The sequence below is a fragment of the Proteus sp. GOKU genome (assembly GCF_015475555.1).
Classification (GTDB): Bacteria; Pseudomonadota; Gammaproteobacteria; order Enterobacterales; family Enterobacteriaceae; genus Proteus; species Proteus mirabilis_B.
The window spans coordinates 1,197,651-1,215,400 of the sequence record NZ_CP034105.1; the positions used below are offsets into that span (position 1 = coordinate 1,197,651).

Annotated in this window: 18 protein-coding genes and 2 tRNA genes; 18 read left to right on the top strand and 2 right to left on the bottom strand. The window is 38.4% G+C overall.

Annotated elements, in window-relative coordinates; translation table 11 throughout:
• The first annotated feature begins 35 nt into the window (after positions 1–35).
• The 6 genes from sucC to ybgE all read left to right on the top strand — a co-directional run bounded on the left by sucC (position 36) and on the right by ybgE (position 6,707).
• Positions 36–1,202 carry an ADP-forming succinate--CoA ligase subunit beta gene (gene sucC, locus EHE21_RS05490; protein ID WP_075671649.1) on the top strand — a complete coding sequence of 389 codons (1,167 nt, stop codon included), beginning with the start codon at positions 36–38 and terminating at the stop codon, positions 1,200–1,202.
• Positions 1,202–2,071: a succinate--CoA ligase subunit alpha gene (gene sucD, locus EHE21_RS05495; RefSeq protein WP_006537657.1), complete on the top strand. Its 870-nt coding sequence runs from the start codon at positions 1,202–1,204 to the stop codon at positions 2,069–2,071. Before sucC ends, sucD begins: the two co-directional genes overlap by 1 nt.
• A 1,488-nt stretch (positions 2,072–3,559) precedes the next feature.
• Positions 3,560–5,125, top strand: coding sequence for a cytochrome ubiquinol oxidase subunit I (gene cydA / locus EHE21_RS05500; protein ID WP_194952063.1), 1,566 nt, complete (start codon positions 3,560–3,562; stop codon positions 5,123–5,125).
• A gap of 14 nt (positions 5,126–5,139) precedes the next feature.
• Entirely contained in the window at positions 5,140–6,297 is a 1,158-nt protein-coding gene (gene cydB / locus EHE21_RS05505) for a cytochrome d ubiquinol oxidase subunit II (protein ID WP_194952064.1), read from the top strand.
• A gap of 12 nt (positions 6,298–6,309) precedes the next feature.
• A complete protein-coding gene (gene cydX, locus EHE21_RS05510) occupies positions 6,310–6,423 on the top strand; it encodes a cytochrome bd-I oxidase subunit CydX (RefSeq protein WP_088493409.1) in 114 nt (37 codons plus the stop codon).
• Positions 6,423–6,707: a cyd operon protein YbgE gene (gene ybgE, locus EHE21_RS05515; protein WP_075672722.1), complete on the top strand. Its 285-nt coding sequence runs from the start codon at positions 6,423–6,425 to the stop codon at positions 6,705–6,707. Before cydX ends, ybgE begins: the two co-directional genes overlap by 1 nt.
• A gap of 104 nt (positions 6,708–6,811) precedes the next feature.
• On the opposite strand, the gene EHE21_RS05520 is transcribed toward ybgE, so the two are convergent.
• Positions 6,812–7,699, bottom strand: a complete 888-nt coding sequence (locus EHE21_RS05520) for a LysR family transcriptional regulator (RefSeq protein ID WP_194952065.1) — start codon at positions 7,697–7,699, stop codon at positions 6,812–6,814.
• Positions 7,700–7,788: 89 nt separating this feature from the next.
• Between EHE21_RS05520 and EHE21_RS05525 the strand changes: the two genes are divergently transcribed.
• The 11 genes from EHE21_RS05525 (at position 7,789) to EHE21_RS05575 (ending at position 15,584) form a co-directional block, all read left to right on the top strand.
• On the top strand, positions 7,789–9,159 hold the full coding sequence (locus EHE21_RS05525) for an MFS transporter (RefSeq protein WP_194952066.1): 1,371 nt from the start codon (positions 7,789–7,791) through the stop codon (positions 9,157–9,159).
• Positions 9,149–9,556, top strand: coding sequence for a DUF4440 domain-containing protein (locus EHE21_RS05530; RefSeq protein WP_088493406.1), 408 nt, complete (start codon positions 9,149–9,151; stop codon positions 9,554–9,556). The genes EHE21_RS05525 and EHE21_RS05530 overlap by 11 nt, the downstream gene beginning before the upstream one ends.
• A gap of 310 nt (positions 9,557–9,866) precedes the next feature.
• Entirely contained in the window at positions 9,867–10,262 is a 396-nt protein-coding gene (ybgC, locus tag EHE21_RS05535; protein WP_006537646.1) for a tol-pal system-associated acyl-CoA thioesterase, read from the top strand.
• Positions 10,262–10,948, top strand: coding sequence for a Tol-Pal system protein TolQ (tolQ, locus tag EHE21_RS05540; RefSeq protein WP_075672726.1), 687 nt, complete (start codon positions 10,262–10,264; stop codon positions 10,946–10,948). Before ybgC ends, tolQ begins: the two co-directional genes overlap by 1 nt.
• A gap of 22 nt (positions 10,949–10,970) precedes the next feature.
• Complete coding sequence (gene tolR, locus EHE21_RS05545) at positions 10,971–11,396, top strand: colicin uptake protein TolR (RefSeq protein ID WP_023581195.1); 426 nt, start codon at positions 10,971–10,973, stop codon at positions 11,394–11,396.
• Positions 11,397–11,424: 28 nt separating this feature from the next.
• Positions 11,425–12,492, top strand: coding sequence for a cell envelope integrity protein TolA (gene tolA, locus EHE21_RS05550; RefSeq protein WP_194952067.1), 1,068 nt, complete (start codon positions 11,425–11,427; stop codon positions 12,490–12,492).
• Positions 12,493–12,634: 142 nt separating this feature from the next.
• Positions 12,635–13,930, top strand: coding sequence for a Tol-Pal system beta propeller repeat protein TolB (gene tolB / locus EHE21_RS05555; protein ID WP_194952068.1), 1,296 nt, complete (start codon positions 12,635–12,637; stop codon positions 13,928–13,930).
• A 45-nt stretch (positions 13,931–13,975) separates the two neighbouring features.
• Positions 13,976–14,470 (top strand): peptidoglycan-associated lipoprotein Pal, encoded by a 495-nt coding sequence (pal, locus tag EHE21_RS05560; protein WP_075672729.1) that lies wholly within the window; start codon positions 13,976–13,978, stop codon positions 14,468–14,470.
• A 9-nt stretch (positions 14,471–14,479) separates the two neighbouring features.
• Positions 14,480–15,247 carry a cell division protein CpoB gene (cpoB, locus tag EHE21_RS05565; protein WP_088493403.1) on the top strand — a complete coding sequence of 256 codons (768 nt, stop codon included), beginning with the start codon at positions 14,480–14,482 and terminating at the stop codon, positions 15,245–15,247.
• 154 nt (positions 15,248–15,401) lie between these two features.
• Positions 15,402–15,477 (top strand) — tRNA-Lys (locus EHE21_RS05570).
• 31 nt (positions 15,478–15,508) lie between these two features.
• Positions 15,509–15,584, top strand: a tRNA-Lys gene (locus EHE21_RS05575).
• 163 nt (positions 15,585–15,747) lie between these two features.
• Here the strand turns inward: EHE21_RS05575 and EHE21_RS05580 are convergent.
• Positions 15,748–16,635 (bottom strand): aminoglycoside 6-adenylyltransferase, encoded by an 888-nt coding sequence (locus tag EHE21_RS05580; RefSeq protein WP_194952069.1) that lies wholly within the window; start codon positions 16,633–16,635, stop codon positions 15,748–15,750.
• 253 nt (positions 16,636–16,888) lie between these two features.
• On the opposite strand from EHE21_RS05580, the gene pnuC reads away from it, so the two are divergent.
• Positions 16,889–17,617, top strand: a complete 729-nt coding sequence (gene pnuC, locus EHE21_RS05585) for a nicotinamide riboside transporter PnuC (protein WP_088493401.1) — start codon at positions 16,889–16,891, stop codon at positions 17,615–17,617.
• Positions 17,618–17,750 lie beyond the last annotated feature (133 nt).

Here is a 17,750-nt window from a genome sequence, read left to right on the forward strand (position 1 = left end):
AGCCCGACTTTCAACAAGATTATGGATAGAACATCATGAATTTACACGAGTATCAGGCAAAACAGCTTTTCACACGGTATGGATTACCAGCACCTGCTGGTTTCGCCTGCTCCACACCGCGCGAGGCAGAAGAAGCTGCATCAAAAATCGGTCAAGGCCCTTGGGTCGTGAAATGTCAGGTTCACGCGGGTGGACGTGGTAAAGCGGGCGGCGTAAAAGTCGTTAAATCTAAAGAAGAGATCCGCGCATTTGCTGAACAATGGTTAGGCAAACGTTTAGTCACTTATCAAACAGACGCTAACGGTCAGCCTGTTACACAGATTTTGGTTGAAGCAGCAACCGATATCGCTAAAGAGCTTTATCTTGGTGCGGTTGTTGACCGTGGTACCCGTCGCGTTGTCTTTATGGCATCAACAGAAGGCGGCGTTGAAATTGAGAAAGTGGCTGAAGAAACGCCAGAACTTATTCATCGCGCAATTATTGATCCACTGACAGGCCCAATGCCTTATCAGGGAAGAGAATTAGCATTTAAACTGGGTTTAAAAGGCAAGCAAGTTAGTCAATTCGCTAAAATCTTTATGGGATTAGCCTCTATTTTCTTAGAGCGTGATCTCGCTTTAATCGAAATTAACCCACTGGTTATTACTAAAGAAGACGATCTGATTTGTCTTGATGGCAAATTAGGCGTAGATAGCAACGCGTTGTATCGTCAGCCAGAAATGCGTGAAATGCACGATCCATCACAAGAAGATCCTCGTGAAGCACAAGCGGCACAATGGGAACTGAACTACGTTGCATTAGATGGCAACATTGGCTGTATGGTTAATGGTGCAGGTTTAGCGATGGGTACAATGGATATCGTTAAACTTCACGGTGGCGAGCCTGCAAACTTCCTCGATGTAGGTGGTGGTGCAACAAAAGAGCGCGTAACTGAAGCATTTAAGATTATTTTGTCAGATGAAAATGTCAGTGCTGTATTAGTCAACATTTTCGGCGGTATTGTTCGTTGTGACTTAATCGCAGACGGTATTATTGGCGCAGTTGAAGAAGTTGGCGTTAATGTTCCTGTGGTTGTTCGTCTTGAAGGAAACAATGCAGAGTTAGGCACCAAAAAATTAGCAGATAGTGGATTAAATATTATTGCTGCTAAAAGCTTAACGGATGCCGCGAAACAAGTTGTTGCAGCAGCGGAGGCAAAATAATGTCTATTTTAATTGATAAAAACACCAAAGTAATTTGCCAAGGCTTTACTGGTAGCCAAGGAACATTCCACTCTGAGCAAGCTATTGCTTACGGTACGCAAATGGTTGGTGGTGTTACGCCGGGTAAAGGCGGTACTACGCACTTAGGTTTACCTGTATTCAATACAGTACGTGAAGCCGTTGAAGCAACTGGTGCAACTGCGACAGTTATCTATGTACCTGCACCATTTTGTAAAGATTCAATCTTAGAAGCGATTGATGCAGGCATTAAACTAATTATTACTATTACAGAAGGTATTCCTACACTGGATATGCTGACTGTTAAAGTTAAATTAGATGAAGCTGGCGTGCGTATGATTGGTCCTAACTGTCCAGGTGTTATCACTCCGGGTGAATGTAAGATTGGTATTATGCCTGGTCATATTCACTTACCGGGTAAAGTAGGTATTGTATCTCGTTCAGGTACATTAACTTATGAAGCTGTTAAGCAAACAACAGATGTTGGTTTAGGTCAATCAACCTGTGTTGGTATTGGTGGTGACCCAATTCCGGGTTCTAACTTTATTGATATTCTGAAATTATTCCAAGAAGATCCACAAACAGAAGCGATTGTGATGATCGGTGAAATTGGTGGCACAGCAGAAGAAGAAGCGGCTGCTTATATCAAGGATCATGTCACTAAGCCTGTCGTCGGTTATATCGCTGGTGTAACAGCGCCTAAAGGCAAACGTATGGGACATGCGGGTGCAATTATTGCTGGTGGTAAAGGTACAGCGGATGAGAAATTCGCTGCCCTTGAAGCTGCAGGTGTTAAAACAGTCCGTAGCTTAGCAGATATCGGTGAAGCGATTAAATCACTGATCAAGTAAGTAACAATTCTGTTAATAATTTCGGATTGATACTATCTAGAATGCCAGTTTCTAAAAAAGGAGCTGGCATTTTTTATTTCTAGTTTCATTTAAAAGGCTATATCAATAGCTATTATTGTCATTAACGCATTAATACCCCACCTGAATTTATTCTAATAATCTGTTTTATATTGTCTTTTTTGAAAATTGATCTGTATACGAAACATCATTTTTCTATTTATTAACTTTCTTGTGGCGTCTAAAAGTAATGATATAAGCTATGAATAGATACCCTGAATTGTTAAAAATAATATTTTAAATGCATGTTTTTAGTAAAAAAGAGTGTTCACAAGAAAAAATGAACACTTATTTTGTACGGTTTTCAATATAGGTACTTCTATAAATATCGTAATAATTAGCTTTAAATTTATACAAGGATCACGCTGTAACACTGATTTTTACTAAGGAGATAGACTTTTAAACATGTTAATGGATGCGTTAAAAAAGAGGGGAGGGAAGCGCTTTGATAGTAAAGTATATCTTTTTATTATGTTAGAACATCAAAATGACGATTAAAGGGGAATTATGATCTCCTTATCACTGTAAAAATTGATAATAAGATGTTGGGTAGTATCTTGAAAAACACTTTGTTTAAATACAAAAATCCAATAAAAAATTTTGTTACTTTTTCTTGCTGTGTTCCATAAATGATTTATTCTTTTTTTGTTATCTCATTGAATTTACTGATAATATGTTTTTTATGTTAATAATGGATTTACGTTTTATTTGTTAAATACAGATTTATTGCACTTCATTTATCTAGAATAAAAAAGAAATAAAAAAATAAATAATATTAAAAGTTGATAATCAAGATTAGACTTTTAATGTATCTTTATTGGATAAAATAATTAAGAGTGTTTTTTTATATTTACATTTTTGTAAATTTCAACTTATTAATTAATAGATTATTTTTTTAAAATATTTATTATTTACCTGCAAAAAAATGGAATTAATATTAAAATTAATAAAACACAATTAAAAGTGTTTATTTTTAAGTCTTTTATGAAAATAAAAAGTTAATTTTATTATGGAAAATATAAGGAGGTAAATTACACTTAAAAATAAAAACAACATTGCATTAACACAATGGTAACTATTGGGTAATTTATTCGCAACTAGTTAACATTAAAGTGTTTTTTTGATGTTGGTCAAGTTATTAATTGTGGCAAAAATTTCTGAATATGCTTAAATTGGCACACGATCAAATATGCTGTTACAAACCTAAAAGTCGTATTGTTGACCTAAGCTCAGAATTCAAATCTGGGTCACGCAAAATATATTTATTATATGTAAATATAAGCGTACTATTTGTAAGGTATTGTGTTTTTGGTCTTTAATATTCGTTGTTGTTTTTAGAGGCATTTATTGCTGGTAGTTATGAGGCTTTATAATTTAATAAAGTCGGGTTGCCGCAAGTCGGTGTCTTCCTGCTAGGAGCAAGGAGTCAAGATGTTTGATATTGTCGAACTGTCACGGTTACAGTTTGCCTTAACAGCGATGTATCACTTCCTGTTTGTCCCATTAACGCTGGGTATGGCGTTTATGCTGGCAATCATGGAAACGATATATGTTCTGTCGGGTAAACAAGTTTACAAAGATATGACAAAGTTCTGGGGTAAGTTATTTGGTATTAACTTTGCTCTGGGTGTCGCAACTGGGTTGACCATGGAGTTCCAATTTGGTACTAACTGGTCATATTTCTCTCATTACGTCGGTGATATCTTCGGTGCGCCTTTAGCAATCGAAGGTCTGATGGCGTTCTTCTTAGAATCAACTTTCGTCGGATTGTTCTTCTTTGGCTGGGATCGCTTAGGTAAGAAGCAGCACTTGATGGTAACTTGGTTAGTTGCTTTCGGTTCTAACTTCTCTGCTCTGTGGATCCTTGTTGCGAATGGTTGGATGCAAAACCCTGTCGCTGCAGACTTCAACTTTGAAACCATGCGAATGGAAATGTTGAGTTTTGCTGATCTGGTTTTAAACCCTGTCGCTCAAGTTAAATTTGTTCACACCGTTGCTGCTGGTTACTGTACTGGTGCATTCTTTGTTCTGGGTATCAGCTCTTACTACCTGCTCAAAGGTCGTGATATCGGTTTTGCAAAACGTTCTTTCGCGGTTGCTGCTACTTTTGGTATCGCAGCTGTATTATCTGTTATCGTACTGGGTGATGAATCTGGTTACGAAATGGGTGACGTACAGAAAACCAAATTGGCTGCAATTGAAGGTGAATGGCATACAGAACCAGCTCCAGCTGCGTTCAATATGATTGCATTCCCTAATCAAGAAAAAATGGAAAACTCGTTTGCAATACAAATTCCTTATGTAATGGGTATTATTGCAACACGTTCTTTCGATACGCCTGTATTAGGTCTTAACGATCTGATGGGTCAGCATGAAGTTCGTATTCGTAACGGTATGAAAGCTTACGAATTATTAAGCGAATTACGCGCAGGTAATACTGATCCTGCTATCCGTGCTGCATTTAATGACGCTAAACAAGATTTAGGCTACGGCTTATTACTGAAGCGTTATACTGATAAAGTTGTTGATGCAACAGAAGAACAAATCAAAGCTGCTGCAAAAGACACTATTCCTAATGTCGCACCACTGTTCTGGTCATTCCGTATCATGGTTGCCGCAGGCTTCCTGATGTTACTGGTTGTTGCGATTTCCTTCTGGACAGTTCTGTCTAACCGCATTGGTAACTATAAATGGTTACTACGTGCTGCTCTGTTTAGTATTCCATTACCGTGGATCGCAGTTGAAGCCGGTTGGTTTGTTGCAGAATATGGACGTCAACCATGGGCGATTGGTGAAATCCTGCCTACGGCTGTAGCAACTTCTTCACTGACACAGGCTGATATCCTAGTATCTATGGGTCTTATCTGTGGTCTGTACACACTGTTCCTAGTTGCTGAAATGTTCCTGATGTTCAAATTTGGTCGCCTTGGGCCGAGTAGCCTGAAGACGGGTCGCTATCACTTTGAACAGAAGACAGCTTCTTCTCAAAGTAAGTAACACAGGAGTCCACTATGTTTGATTATGAAGTATTGCGGTTTGTTTGGTGGCTACTGGTTGGTATCTTACTGATCGGCTTTGCGGTCACCGATGGTTTTGATATGGGTGTCGGTGTGTTACTACGCGTTATCGCGAAAGATGACACTGAACGCCGTATTTTAATTAACTCTGTTGCACCTCACTGGGATGGTAACCAAGTCTGGTTAATCACAGCAGGTGGTGCATTATTCGCTGCATGGCCAATGGTTTATGCTGCGGCATTCTCTGGTTTCTATTTTGGTATGATCTTCGTATTGGCGGCATTATTCTTCCGTCCAGTAGGTTTTGACTACCGTTCTAAATTAGAATCACCAAAATGGCGTGGCATGTGGGATTGGGGTATCTTTATTGGTAGCTTCGTTCCACCATTAGTTATCGGTGTTGCTTTTGGTAACCTATTACAAGGTGTTCCATTAGAAGTCGATAGCATGCAACGTGTATCTTATAATGGTACAACTAACGCACTTATTAACCTATTAAGCTTATTAAACCCATACGGTTTATTAGCAGGTGTTGTTAGCTTAATGATGATTGTTGCACATGGTGCAAGCTATCTTCAAATGCGTACCACTGGTGAGTTACACGAGCGTACTCGTAAAACAACTTACATTACCTCTTTAATCACTTTCGTTGCTTTTGCATTAGCAGGTGTGTGGTTAATTTATGGTATTGATGGTTTCGTTATTACAAGTGCTATTGATACTGCAGGTCCTTCATCTCCACTACTGAAAACCGTTTCTCACGAAGCTGGTGCTTGGATGAATAACTACAACAATTATCCAGTATTATGGGCTCTGCCTGCATTAGGTCTGTTATGTCCTTTACTGGCGATTGTTGCAACTAAAGCAAATAAAGGTGGCTGGGCATTCCTGTTCACTTCACTGACAATTGCTTGTGTTATCCTGACTTGTGGTGTGACTATGTTCCCATTTGTGATGCCTTCAAGCACTTTCCCAGATGTGAGCTTAACAATGTGGGATGCAACTTCTAGCCTGTTTACTCTTCAGGTAATGACAGTTGTTGCGATTATCTTCGTACCTATCGTTCTCCTTTACACCATCTGGTGTTACTGGAAAATGCATGGTCGCCTCGATAAGAAATTTATCGAAGGCAATAATCATACTCTGTACTAAGGAGCATAGAGAATGTGGTATTTTGCATGGCTTCTCGGAACGCTCTTCGCTTGTAGTATTGCGGTGATCGCAGGACTGGCTTTCGAGCACGCTGAAGCGAAAAAAACTTCAGCAAGTGAAGAATAATGTTGGATAAAAGCTACCAACTACTAGACAAGGGCCCTATTAGGGCTCTTGTTTTAATCATGGCGTTGGTAATGGCATTTTGTGTCATGTGGGACCCTAGCCGATTTGCAGCGAACACGAGTTCACTTGCAATTTGGCAAGGCATCCTTCTTATTTGGTCTGTGTGTGCTGGCGCAACTTTTGGTCTAGCATTTCGCCCTAAACATGTTGTAGCAAAATGTTTATTACATCCAATCCCTGCAATTATTATTTTAGTTGTTGGGCTAAGTTACTTTTTCTTCTAAGAAAATACCTTATTTCTGCTCAGTGCATGAGAAAGAAATAAGGTATTTTATCTCCTAACTATTTTTTTCAAATTTCTCTTCTAAATTCCTTCACACATCTAGCGTTATAGCCGGATATTTTCTTTTAAGTAATCAATAAAAAGACGTGTTTTTCTTGGAATATATTCGCTATAAGGGAAAATAATATTAACGGATTGCGTTAACAGGGAAACTTCAGGGAATAGCACAACTAATTCTTTTTCTAATAACTCTTGCTGAATGTACCAATGAGGCAAAATAGTCATCCCAGAGTGCGCGAGTACCATTTTTTTTAATGCCGCAATGGTATTGGTTTCAAAATAAGCATCTTGAGCTAACTGAGAGAGTAGGTTATTAAATTCTGAAGATGATGAAAGTTTACTTTGACGCAAATTACTATTTGCTAAATAAGGAATAGCACTCAAGTCATCGATAGCTTTTATTGAGAACTTCTGCAATAAATCAGGAGAGATAACTAAACTTATCTCATAATCAGCCAGCTTTGTAGATCGGTAATTACTGTCTTTCAATGTGCCGAGGCGGATCGCGAGATCAAGTTTATGATTTATTAAATCTTCAATAGAAGAATTAAACGCATACTGTACTTTTAGCTTTGGGTGTAATTGCATAAATTGATTAAGTAACGGCAAAATATAGTGTTCACCAAATTCCGCAGTCGAACTTAATCGCAACGATCCCTGTAATTCTTGTTGTCCTAATCGTGCCTTATCTAATGTTTGTTCTAACTGACTTAACACGAGGCGGAAATCTTGATAAAGCATTTCACCTGTTTCAGTGAGTGAGAATCGTCTAGTATTACGATTGAGTAATGACACATCCAATTCTGTTTCTAACGCTTTGATATGAATACTTACCATCGATTTACTAAGGCGTAAATATTTTGCGGCTTGAGTAAATGATCCTGTATCAACAACAGCAATAAAAGAGCGAATTCGATCAATTTGGTTTTGCATGATTGTTTACTCTGATTAAACAATAAATTCTATTTTGTCAGATAGACGAAATTCGTCAATCTTCCGTACTCTATGTGCGGAGGATTTTTATGACTTACCGCTATCGAATTGCATCTATATTTCTGCTGGGTTTCTTTATAGATTGTATTAATATTTTTATGTCAGCCATTGCATTACCTGCAATTGCCGATGATATGCAGATCTCTATCGTTTCTGTTACATGGGTTTCAAATAGTTATATTTTGGGATTAACGTTAATTATTCCATTGAGCCACTGGTTATCTCAACGTTTTGGAATTAAAGCATTGATGGTAACGTCAATGTTGATGTTTAGCTTATCCGTTGCATTAGTGGGATACTCTCACTCTTTTAATGAGCTTATTTTTTGGCGCTTTATTCAAGGCGTGAGTGGTGGATTGTTAATCCCAATTGGGCAAGCATTAACCTTTCAATATTTTCAAGGACATGAGAGAAGTAAAATCTCTACGCTAATTATGGCAATAGCCTTAATTGCACCTGCAATATCGCCGACATTAGGTGGATTTATTGTTGATGTTGTTTCGTGGCGTTGGGTTTTTTATAGCAATATTCCATTCTCATTATTAACCGCATTTCTAGCTTTTATCTGGGTAAAAGAGCCTTTACCTAAAGAAAACGCTATGCCTGATATTAAAGGTATCATTCTTATTAGTCTGATCATTGTATCTGGGTTATTCGCGTTATCTGCTTATGGCGAATACCACTCAACATTACTCGCTTTAGCGATTGCCGTATTCTCAATAATTTTTGCTGTACTTTACTATTGCCATTATCGACACCATTCATCACCAGTTATTAATTTAGCATTATTAAAAAATAGAAATCTATCACTCTCTATTTTTATTTATTACTGTATTCCCGGTGTTTTTACTGGAGTAAATATTCTCGCTATTTTCTATTTACAACAATATTTGAAATTTACAGGTCAAGGTACAGGTATTTTTATGTTGTTGTATGCACTAGGTGCTTTTATTTCAATGACAATAAGTGGTGCGCTTTATAATAAGTTAGGGATGAAACGTTTATTTATTATTGCATTGCTATTACACAGTATTGGTATTTCTTTATTAACATTTGTAAATAGCAGTAGCGATATTCCATTACTTATTATTGCTTATCTAATTATCGGCGTAGGTGGCGGGATTGGCGCTAACACCGCACAAACCACGGCATTGTATGATTTCGGTGCACAAAAATTAGTTCAAGCAAGTGTTATTTGGAATATTAATAGACAGGTTGTTTTTAGTGTCGGGGCAACTATGGTTGCTATGTTATTTAATATTCTTTCTCTTTTTTGTTTACCACAAACAGCTTATAGCATGACTTTTTTAATATGTGCGTTGATAGGCATATTACCTCTTACTTTATTATTTACACTAAAGAAAAAAGTTATTACACAGGAAATACAAGATGAATTTTAATACTGACTCAATTATAGAAAGCATTAAATCTTTGCATGATGAGATTGAAACGGTTTTTACGCAATATCCCCTATCAGTCGATGCCATTACAAAAATAGAAAATCTTTTATCTCAAGAATTTTCAATGGTAGGGATCAGTGGAAAAGCAGTGAGTTATGATGACGTTATCGCGATGTTCAGACAAAATGCAGGAAAAAGAAGTAGTCTGAAAATAAAAACGGACGATTATAAAATAATTTATCAGTCTGATTGTTTGGCGCTTGTCAGATATCAAGAAACACACAGTGAAAATAAGAAAATTCTTATGCGCGAATCTGTGGTGTTATTGAGACGTAATTCTCATGATGAGTGTTGGCAGTGGCACTATCTTCATGAAACTCCAATCTCAAATAATTGATTGATTTATATGGAAAACCAGTTTTTTAACTGGTTTTTTTCTGTCATTAAAAATAATACTACTAAATAAGACAATCTATGAATTTCTAATTAGCAAGCATTTTTATGCTGTCTTAATAAAAATATTTTTTCTATTCAGAGCACAAAGCATATTGCGTGTTGCAAAGAAGAGTTTATGATTGGCGGCTGAAAACTGCGTTTTCTATTCTTTACGTTACTACGATTCCCTTAGAGCGACCTCTTAAGTATAGTTAGGTAACTTATAACTACATTATTTATGGACTTAACTCGGGAAATGTAAGGAAGGTAATATGCAGTTTCTTTGGCCTGTTCGTGTTTATTATGAAGATACTGATGCCGGTGGTGTTGTTTATCACGCCAGTTATCTGAAATATTTTGAACGCGCTAGAACTGAACTACTCAGAGAAAAAGGTTTTCATCAGCATGATTTACGGGAGTATGATCATGTTGTATTTGTTGTACGTAAATTATCAATAGAATATATTGCGCCAGCTCGACTTGATAATCTTTTGCAAGTAGAAAGTGAAATTACCACATTGCGTGGTGCTTCAATGACATTTTCTCAAAAGATTATTAATGAAGATGGTTGTGTATTGTGTAGCGCAGAAGTGCTCGTTGTCTGCGTAGATTCATCAAAAATGAAGCCAGTAGCGCTTCCTAAGTCCATTATCGCGGAGTTTAAGTAGTGGCTGACATGAATGTTATCGATCTCTTCCTAAAAGCAGGGCTTTTAGTCAAGTTGATCATGTTGCTTTTAATCGGATTTTCTATTGCATCTTGGGCGATTATTATTCAGCGAACTAAAGTTCTGAATGCCGCCGATCGTGAAGCTGCAGATTTTGAAGATAAATTCTGGTCAGGTACTGATTTGGCACGTTTATATAAAGATAGCCAAGCTCGTCGTGATGAGTTATCTGGCTCAGAGCAGATTTTTCATTCTGGCTTTAAAGAGTTTGCACGTTTGCATCAAGCAAGCGTTCATGCGCCTGATGCAGTTGTTAATGGTGCATCAAGGGCAATGCGTGTCTCTTTCAATCGTGAATTAGAATCTTTAGAAAATCATATTCCTTTCCTTGGTACTGTCGGTTCTATCAGCCCATATATTGGCCTGTTCGGTACAGTCTGGGGGATCATGCACGCATTTATTGCATTAGGTAGTGTTAAACAAGCAACATTACAAATGGTCGCACCCGGCATTGCTGAAGCTCTAATTGCAACAGCTATCGGTTTATTTGCGGCAATCCCCGCAGTTATGGCTTATAACCGGTTTACGCAGCGTGTAAATAAACTGGAACAAAGTTACGATAACTTTATGGAAGAGTTCCTGACGATTTTACATCGCCAAGCTTTTGCCTCCGCAGAAAAGAAATAGTTAACGCAGAAGGAGAGAGCTGATGGCACGGGGTCGCAGTAGCCGCCGAGGCGTAAAATCAGAGATTAACATTGTTCCTTTGCTAGACGTATTATTAGTGCTGTTACTTATTTTTATGGCAACGGCACCTATTATCTCGCAAAGTGTTGAGGTTGATCTTCCTGAAGCAACAGAGACACAAACTGTTTCAAGTAGCGATAACCCTCCTGTGATTGTCGAAGTTGCAGGTGTTGGGCAATACAACATTCGTGTTGATCAGGAAGTATTAGAATTATTACCACAAGAACAGATTATGGCTGAAGCCAAACGACAATTGGAAAAAAATCCGAAAGTTGTATTTCTTATTGGCGGTGCTAAAGATGTTCCTTATGATGAGATAATTAAAGCGCTCAACATGTTACGTCAAGCAGGTGTTAAATCTGTAGGTTTAATGACTCAGCCTATGTAATTAGGTTGAAATAAGTTTGGATGATAGCGTGGGAAAGAAGACGAAACCAATCCGAAGTAAATTGAGCGGTTCAGTTATCTTGTCTACCGCCTTGCATTTACTCGTTGTCGCATTGCTTATCTGGGGGTCATTAACTCAGAAATGGGATTTAGGTGGTGGCGGTGGAGAAGACGGGCAAGTTATTGATGCTATTATGGTCGATCCTAATGCTGTGGTACAACAGTATAACCAGCAGAAAGCACAACAAGCTAATGTCCAAAAAGCCGAGCAAGTGCGTAAAGAGCGTGCAGAGCAACAAGAAGAAGAGTTGCGTCAGCAACAAATGAAAGAACAAGAACGTTTGAAAACGTTAGAAGTTGAACGTTTACAAGCGAAAGAGGCGGCAGAAGCTCAAAAACGTGAAGCTGCATTAGCTGCTGCGAAAGCAAAAGAAGAACAAAAAGTTGCAGAAGAAGCGGCCGCGCAAGCGAAAGCAGAGCGTGATCGCATCTTAAAAGAACAAGCTGACGCTAAACAACAAGCTGAAGCCGAAGCAAAAAAACAAGCCGATTTAGCAGCGAAACAAAAAGCGGAAGAGGCAAAAGCTAAAGCTGAAGCAGATGCTAAAGCCAAAGCAGAGGCCGATGCAAAAGCGAAAGCTGAAGCGGATGCTAAAGCAAAAGCCGCTGCAGAGGCAAAAGCCAAAGCCGCAGCAGAGGCTAAAGCAAAAGCGGCAGCACAACAGCAAAGTAAAGCAGTAGATAGTTTACTTGATGGTTTAATGGCTGATGGTAACAAACAAAGCGGTGCATCTGCAGCTGGTCAAGGCGGTGGAAATCGCACTGGTGCCAATAATGCAGGTGTTGCTACTTATATTGGACAAGTGAAAACGGCTATTGAACAGAAGTTTATTGACCCTGAGTTGTATAAAGGGCGAACTTGTGAACTAAAAGTCAGTATTGCACCTGATGGCTTGTTAATCAGTGCGAAGGTTGTAGGGGGCGATCCTTCTTTATGTCAAGTGGCATTAAGAGCAGCGAATACCGCTAAATTACCTAAGCCACCGAAAGATGTTTACGAGCAAGTAAAATCATCAGTAATTGAGTTTAAACCATAAAACTGTCTGATTGTAGGAAAACATACACTAATTTATAGCTATTTTAGAATGTTATTGATGCGTTGTATGGTGTTGTTGAAAAGCGTTTGTTACTATTCTGTGCGTTATTGCGTAATAACCGCAATAATAAAAGGGAGACATGATGAAGCAGGCATTAAATGTTATTTTCGGACTTTTAATATTATGCGTAACCACTCTGGCTAACGCTGAAGTTCGAATTGAAATTACACAAGGGGTGAATACTGCACGCCCTATCGGTGTCGTTCCTTTTAAATGGGAAGGTACTGGTCAAATGCCAGAAGATGTTGCTGGTATCATTGCAGCTGATTTACGAAATAGCGGAAAATTCAATCCGATTGATGTATCTCGTATACCTCAACAACCGGTTACTGCTTCTGAAGTCCAACCTGCACTTTGGACTGCATTAGGTATTGACTCTGTTGTTGTTGGACGTGTGCAACCATCAGCGGATGGTCAATATTTAGTTAGCTATCAGTTAGTGGATGTTGCTGGCTCACCGGGTGCAGTTTTATCTCAAAGTGAGTTTAAAGTGCCATCTAAATGGTTACGTTACTCTGCACATACCGCTAGTGATGAAGTTTTTGAAAAACTGACAGGTATTCGTGGTGCATTCCGTACACGTATTGCTTATGTTGTTGTGACAAATGGTGGCGCATATCCTTATGAATTGCGCGTTTCAGATTATGATGGATTTAACCAAGATCGTGTTTATCGTTCATCACAGCCATTAATGTCACCAGCATGGTCGCCAGATGGTGCTAAACTAGCGTATGTGACTTTTGAAAGTGGTCAATCTGCTTTAGTGGTACAAACATTAGCAACAGGTGAAATTCGCCAAATTGCATCATTCCCAAGACATAATGGTGCACCTTCGTTTTCACCTGATGGTTCTAAACTTGCATTTGCTCTTTCTAAGAGCGGTAGCTTAAATCTGTATGTTATGGATTTAGCGAGTGGGAATATGACACAGGTAACCAATGGCAGAAGTAATAATACCGAGCCAAATTGGATGCCAGATGGACAAACCTTAGTCTATACTTCAGATCAAGGTGGACGCCCACAAATTTACAAGGTTAATATTAACGGTGGAACACCAGAGCGTATTACTTGGGAAGGTAAACAAAACCAGAATCCAGCAGTAAGCTCAGATGGTAGTTTCTTAGTTATGGTGAGTTCTGAAAGCGGTAGGCAACATATCGCTAAGCAGGATCTGGAAACGAATTCCGTACAATATCTAACAGATACGTTTCTGGATGAAACGCCAAGCATCGCGCCTAACGGCACAATGGTTATTTATAGCTCTACACAAGGCTTAGGCACCATTTTGCAGCTAGTATCGACTGATGGACGTTTCAAAGCGCGTCTTCCGGCGACTGATGGTCAGGTTAAAGCACCTGCCTGGTCACCGTTTATGTGATGCATAAAAATTATGTATGGCAAACAAATAAAGGAACAAATAGAGATGCAATTAAACAAAGTGTTTAAAGGGTTGATGTTAGCATTACCACTCGTTGCTGTTGCAGCATGTAGCTCAAACAAAAACGACGATCAAGCTGATACAAACAATGTACCAGTTGTTGAACAAGGTCCTACTGCTGAAGAATTAGCACGTCAGCAATTAGAACAACTGAAACAACAAAACATCGTTTACTTCGGTTTTGACAAATATGACATTAGCTCAGACTACGCTAACCTGTTAGACGCACACGCTGCATTCCTGCGTGCAAATCCATCAGTACGTATCACTGTAGAAGGTCATGCTGACGAACGCGGTACTCCAGAATACAACATCGCTCTGGGCGAACGTCGTGCTAACGCTGTGAAAATGTACCTGCAAGGTAAAGGCGTATCAGCTGATCAACTGTCAATCGTTTCTTACGGTAAAGAAAAACCAGCTGTACTGGGTCATGACGAAGCCGCTTACGCGAAAAACCGTCGTGCAGTACTGGATTACTAAGAGAACGGCATGAACAACAGTAACTTCAGACCTTTCTTGATGAGTCTGTTGTTACTGGTTGGCGTAGCGGCTCCAGTAGCCGCTATTGCCCAAGCGCCAATCAGTAATATCGGTTCAGGTTCGACCGATGAACGACTCGCCCAACTTGAGCGTTTTTCAAATGCTCACAGCCAGCTTTTGACCCAATTACAGCAACAACTCGCTGATTCTCAGCGTGATATTGATATGTTACGTGGTCAAATTCAGGAAAATCAATACCAGTTAAATCAAGTTGTTGAACGCCAACGCAATATCTATCAACAGTTAGATAGCCTTGGTGGCGGAGCTTCAACATCAACAGAAGCCACTCAACCTGATAATACTGCTTCTTCAACACCACCTGCTGCAACTAGCTCAGGACAAGGTGATGAGAAGGCCGATTATAATGCAGCAATTGATATCGTATTGAATTCTAAAGATTACGATAAGGCAATTGTTGAATTAAACAACTTTATCAATAACTATCCAAAGTCTAGCTATCAATCAAATGCACAATTTTGGTTGGGTCAGATGTATTATCTAAAAGGTAATAAGGATCAGGCTGCAAGCACGTTTGCTATCGTTGTTAAAAACTATCCAAAATCTCAAAAAGCAAGTGAAGCCTTTTATAAAATTGGTTTGATCATGCAAGAGAAAGGGCAAAAGGATAATGCTAAAGCTGTTTACCAACAAGTGATTAAGCAATATCCAAATAGCGCTGGCGCTAAATTAGCGCAAAAGCAGCTAGGAACACTCTAATTATTGACCCCGTAATGTAAAATGTTGCATTTTCGGGGTTAAATGATTGTTTTTTCAACGGTTGAACTTTTTTTTGAAAAAAAACGTTGCACAAAAACATTAAATCAGTATTATTACCCGCCGTTGCCACAGAGAATGTGGCGAGTTCGAAAAAGGGTCGTTAGCTCAGTCGGTAGAGCAGTTGACTTTTAATCAATTGGTCGGGCGTTCGAATCGCCCACGACCCACCATTTTCGAATACCAATCCGTTTTTATTGAAATGGGTCGTTAGCTCAGTCGGTAGAGCAGTTGACTTTTAATCAATTGGTCGGGCGTTCGAATCGCCCACGACCCACCATTTCAAAACCTCTTTCTATATATCTACCATCCCTTAGACAATAAATAAATTCTTAGTAACCTTTCTCTCTTTTGATAGTGCAATCATTGTTTTATTAAACAAGTAAGATAGTTTTCTCAAAATTGAAAAAACTACCTAGCCCTAATCTAAAATGACATTCAAATCAGTAATGACAAATAATTGATGACGTGATTTGGGTGTATTCATTTTCAGTCAAAAATTCATTATCGATTAACCAATCACTGACCAATTCTTGTGTTTTTATTGCTGTATCAATAGGGTGATTGAGGCGTTTCGATGCATCGAGAAAAAATGCCATCATAATGGAAAGTGTTGCTGCTGCTTCATAGGGGGTACTCATTGCAAGAGTGCTTTCCAATGAACGCAATGAATAAAATTTAGGTAGCCATTCTTTTAAGTTTTTCCCTTGATACCAAACATCTTGTGTTGGGGTATCGAGCAGCGCAACTTGTTCAAGTAATGCCATCAGCCATTCACGCATATCATTCATACGATAATTAGCAGACCAAAATTCATGACGTAGAATGGCTATAGCGACTTGTGTCGCCTCAAACCAGAATTCTTGAGCATTGTTACATGCCTTCTCTTTTGAAAGCGTAGGAGGCGTTATAGTGCTAATTTCAGGAAGCCCGTCACATAAACTCGTTTTATCAAGTAAGATTTGATATCCACGCTGGTAAACTGGGCTAAGTCCCTCAGTTTTCATGTTAAAAATACGCTCAGGCTCTGCCATCATAATGTCTATTTTGCGACCTTGAGCTAAAACATGTAAATAAATAGGCCAAAACTTACTTTTGGGATCTTCACACTCCAACTGTAAGCTGACAAGAGCATCACCGAATTGTGATAACCAATGTTGGTTTTTTGCGAGCTCTGTCGCACCATAACCGATAAGCTCTATATCAATATCAGAATAACTGTCTATCTTTCTATTGCGTCCTAACGATCCTGTTAGTACTACAGCCTCAATTCTAGGATCGAGGAGAGCAAAAGATAGCATGCGATCGATTAAACGTGTTGTTGGCTCCATATTTCTCTCTAATAAGTAAAATGTAATAAAGTTATTTGTCGTTTTTATTGTTTAAAAAGTAAAATTAGAATAATTTGTTTAGTATATAAAACATTTGTTTGTTATTTTTCTAAATCAGAAACATAATGTTTAATATTAAAAACTAAGTACCATTATAAATATGAATTTATAATATATCTTTACTACTTTGCAAAGATGTCGCAATAACCCATATTTTCTTTGTTTTTTCTATGATTAAGTCGGGGTTGTAAAAATGGATGTGATGAGTTGGTTTAGTATCAATAATATTTTAGTCAATATCCCACTCGGAGACGGTGGATATCCACTCTCATGGATTGAAGCTGTTGGCACCATCGCTGGTCTATTGTGTATTTGGCTTGCAAGCCAGGAAAAAATTATCAACTATTTATTTGGACTTATTAATGTCACCTTGTTTGCCATTATTTTTTTCCAAATTCAGCTATACGCAAGCTTACTCCTTCAAATATTTTTCTTTGCCGCTAATATTTATGGATGGTATGCATGGAGCAGAGTGAATGACTTTGAACAAGCTACGTTGAGAATACGTTGGTTAAAATCGAGTCATCGTCTCTTCTTAATCGTTGTTTCGATAGCTGCTATTGCTGCTCTTACTTTCAATATTGATACTGTATTTGGTTATTTAGCCGTTGTTGCTGTTGATATATTAAATGTCTTTGGTGCAAGTTTAGCTACGCCAGTTCTTGAACCTGATGCTTACCCGTTCTGGGACTCTACAATGACGGTTCTTTCTATTGTAGCGATGATCTTAATGACGCGGAAATTAGTTGAAAACTGGCTAGTTTGGTCAGTTATTAATGTGATTAGTATTGTTATATTCTACAAACAAGGCGTTTATGCAATGTCTGTTGAATATATTATCTTACTGGCTATCGCTATTAATGGTTCTCGTTTGTGGATCAAAACAGCAAAACGCTCTAGCAGAAATAATTATCTCTCCTAATAAAAAAGGCTGGCAGAGTTATCTTTCTCTCCAGCCTTACTATTCATTATTTTTATTCTTATCCTTAACGCAATTTTGAATCATTATTTTGCTTAAGTGCGCTATTTCCCTTTATATTGGAATTTTTAGAAAG

Excerpts from the sequence above, each read along its gene's own strand:
- sucC (WP_075671649.1), top strand. The coding sequence starts at position 36 with ATGAATTTACACGAGTATCAGGCAAAACAGCTTTTCACACGGTATGGA.
- sucD (WP_006537657.1), top strand. The coding sequence starts at position 1,202 with ATGTCTATTTTAATTGATAAAAACACCAAAGTAATTTGCCAAGGCTTT.
- cydA (WP_194952063.1), top strand. The coding sequence starts at position 3,560 with ATGTTTGATATTGTCGAACTGTCACGGTTACAGTTTGCCTTAACAGCG.
- cydB (WP_194952064.1), top strand. The coding sequence starts at position 5,140 with ATGTTTGATTATGAAGTATTGCGGTTTGTTTGGTGGCTACTGGTTGGT.
- cydX (WP_088493409.1), top strand. The coding sequence starts at position 6,310 with ATGTGGTATTTTGCATGGCTTCTCGGAACGCTCTTCGCTTGTAGTATT.
- ybgE (WP_075672722.1), top strand. The coding sequence starts at position 6,423 with ATGTTGGATAAAAGCTACCAACTACTAGACAAGGGCCCTATTAGGGCT.
- EHE21_RS05520 (WP_194952065.1), bottom strand. The coding sequence starts at position 7,699 with ATGCAAAACCAAATTGATCGAATTCGCTCTTTTATTGCTGTTGTTGAT.
- EHE21_RS05525 (WP_194952066.1), top strand. The coding sequence starts at position 7,789 with ATGACTTACCGCTATCGAATTGCATCTATATTTCTGCTGGGTTTCTTT.
- EHE21_RS05530 (WP_088493406.1), top strand. The coding sequence starts at position 9,149 with ATGAATTTTAATACTGACTCAATTATAGAAAGCATTAAATCTTTGCAT.
- ybgC (WP_006537646.1), top strand. The coding sequence starts at position 9,867 with ATGCAGTTTCTTTGGCCTGTTCGTGTTTATTATGAAGATACTGATGCC.
- tolR (WP_023581195.1), top strand. The coding sequence starts at position 10,971 with ATGGCACGGGGTCGCAGTAGCCGCCGAGGCGTAAAATCAGAGATTAAC.
- tolB (WP_194952068.1), top strand. The coding sequence starts at position 12,635 with ATGAAGCAGGCATTAAATGTTATTTTCGGACTTTTAATATTATGCGTA.
- pal (WP_075672729.1), top strand. The coding sequence starts at position 13,976 with ATGCAATTAAACAAAGTGTTTAAAGGGTTGATGTTAGCATTACCACTC.
- cpoB (WP_088493403.1), top strand. The coding sequence starts at position 14,480 with ATGAACAACAGTAACTTCAGACCTTTCTTGATGAGTCTGTTGTTACTG.
- EHE21_RS05580 (WP_194952069.1), bottom strand. The coding sequence starts at position 16,635 with ATGGAGCCAACAACACGTTTAATCGATCGCATGCTATCTTTTGCTCTC.
- pnuC (WP_088493401.1), top strand. The coding sequence starts at position 16,889 with ATGGATGTGATGAGTTGGTTTAGTATCAATAATATTTTAGTCAATATC.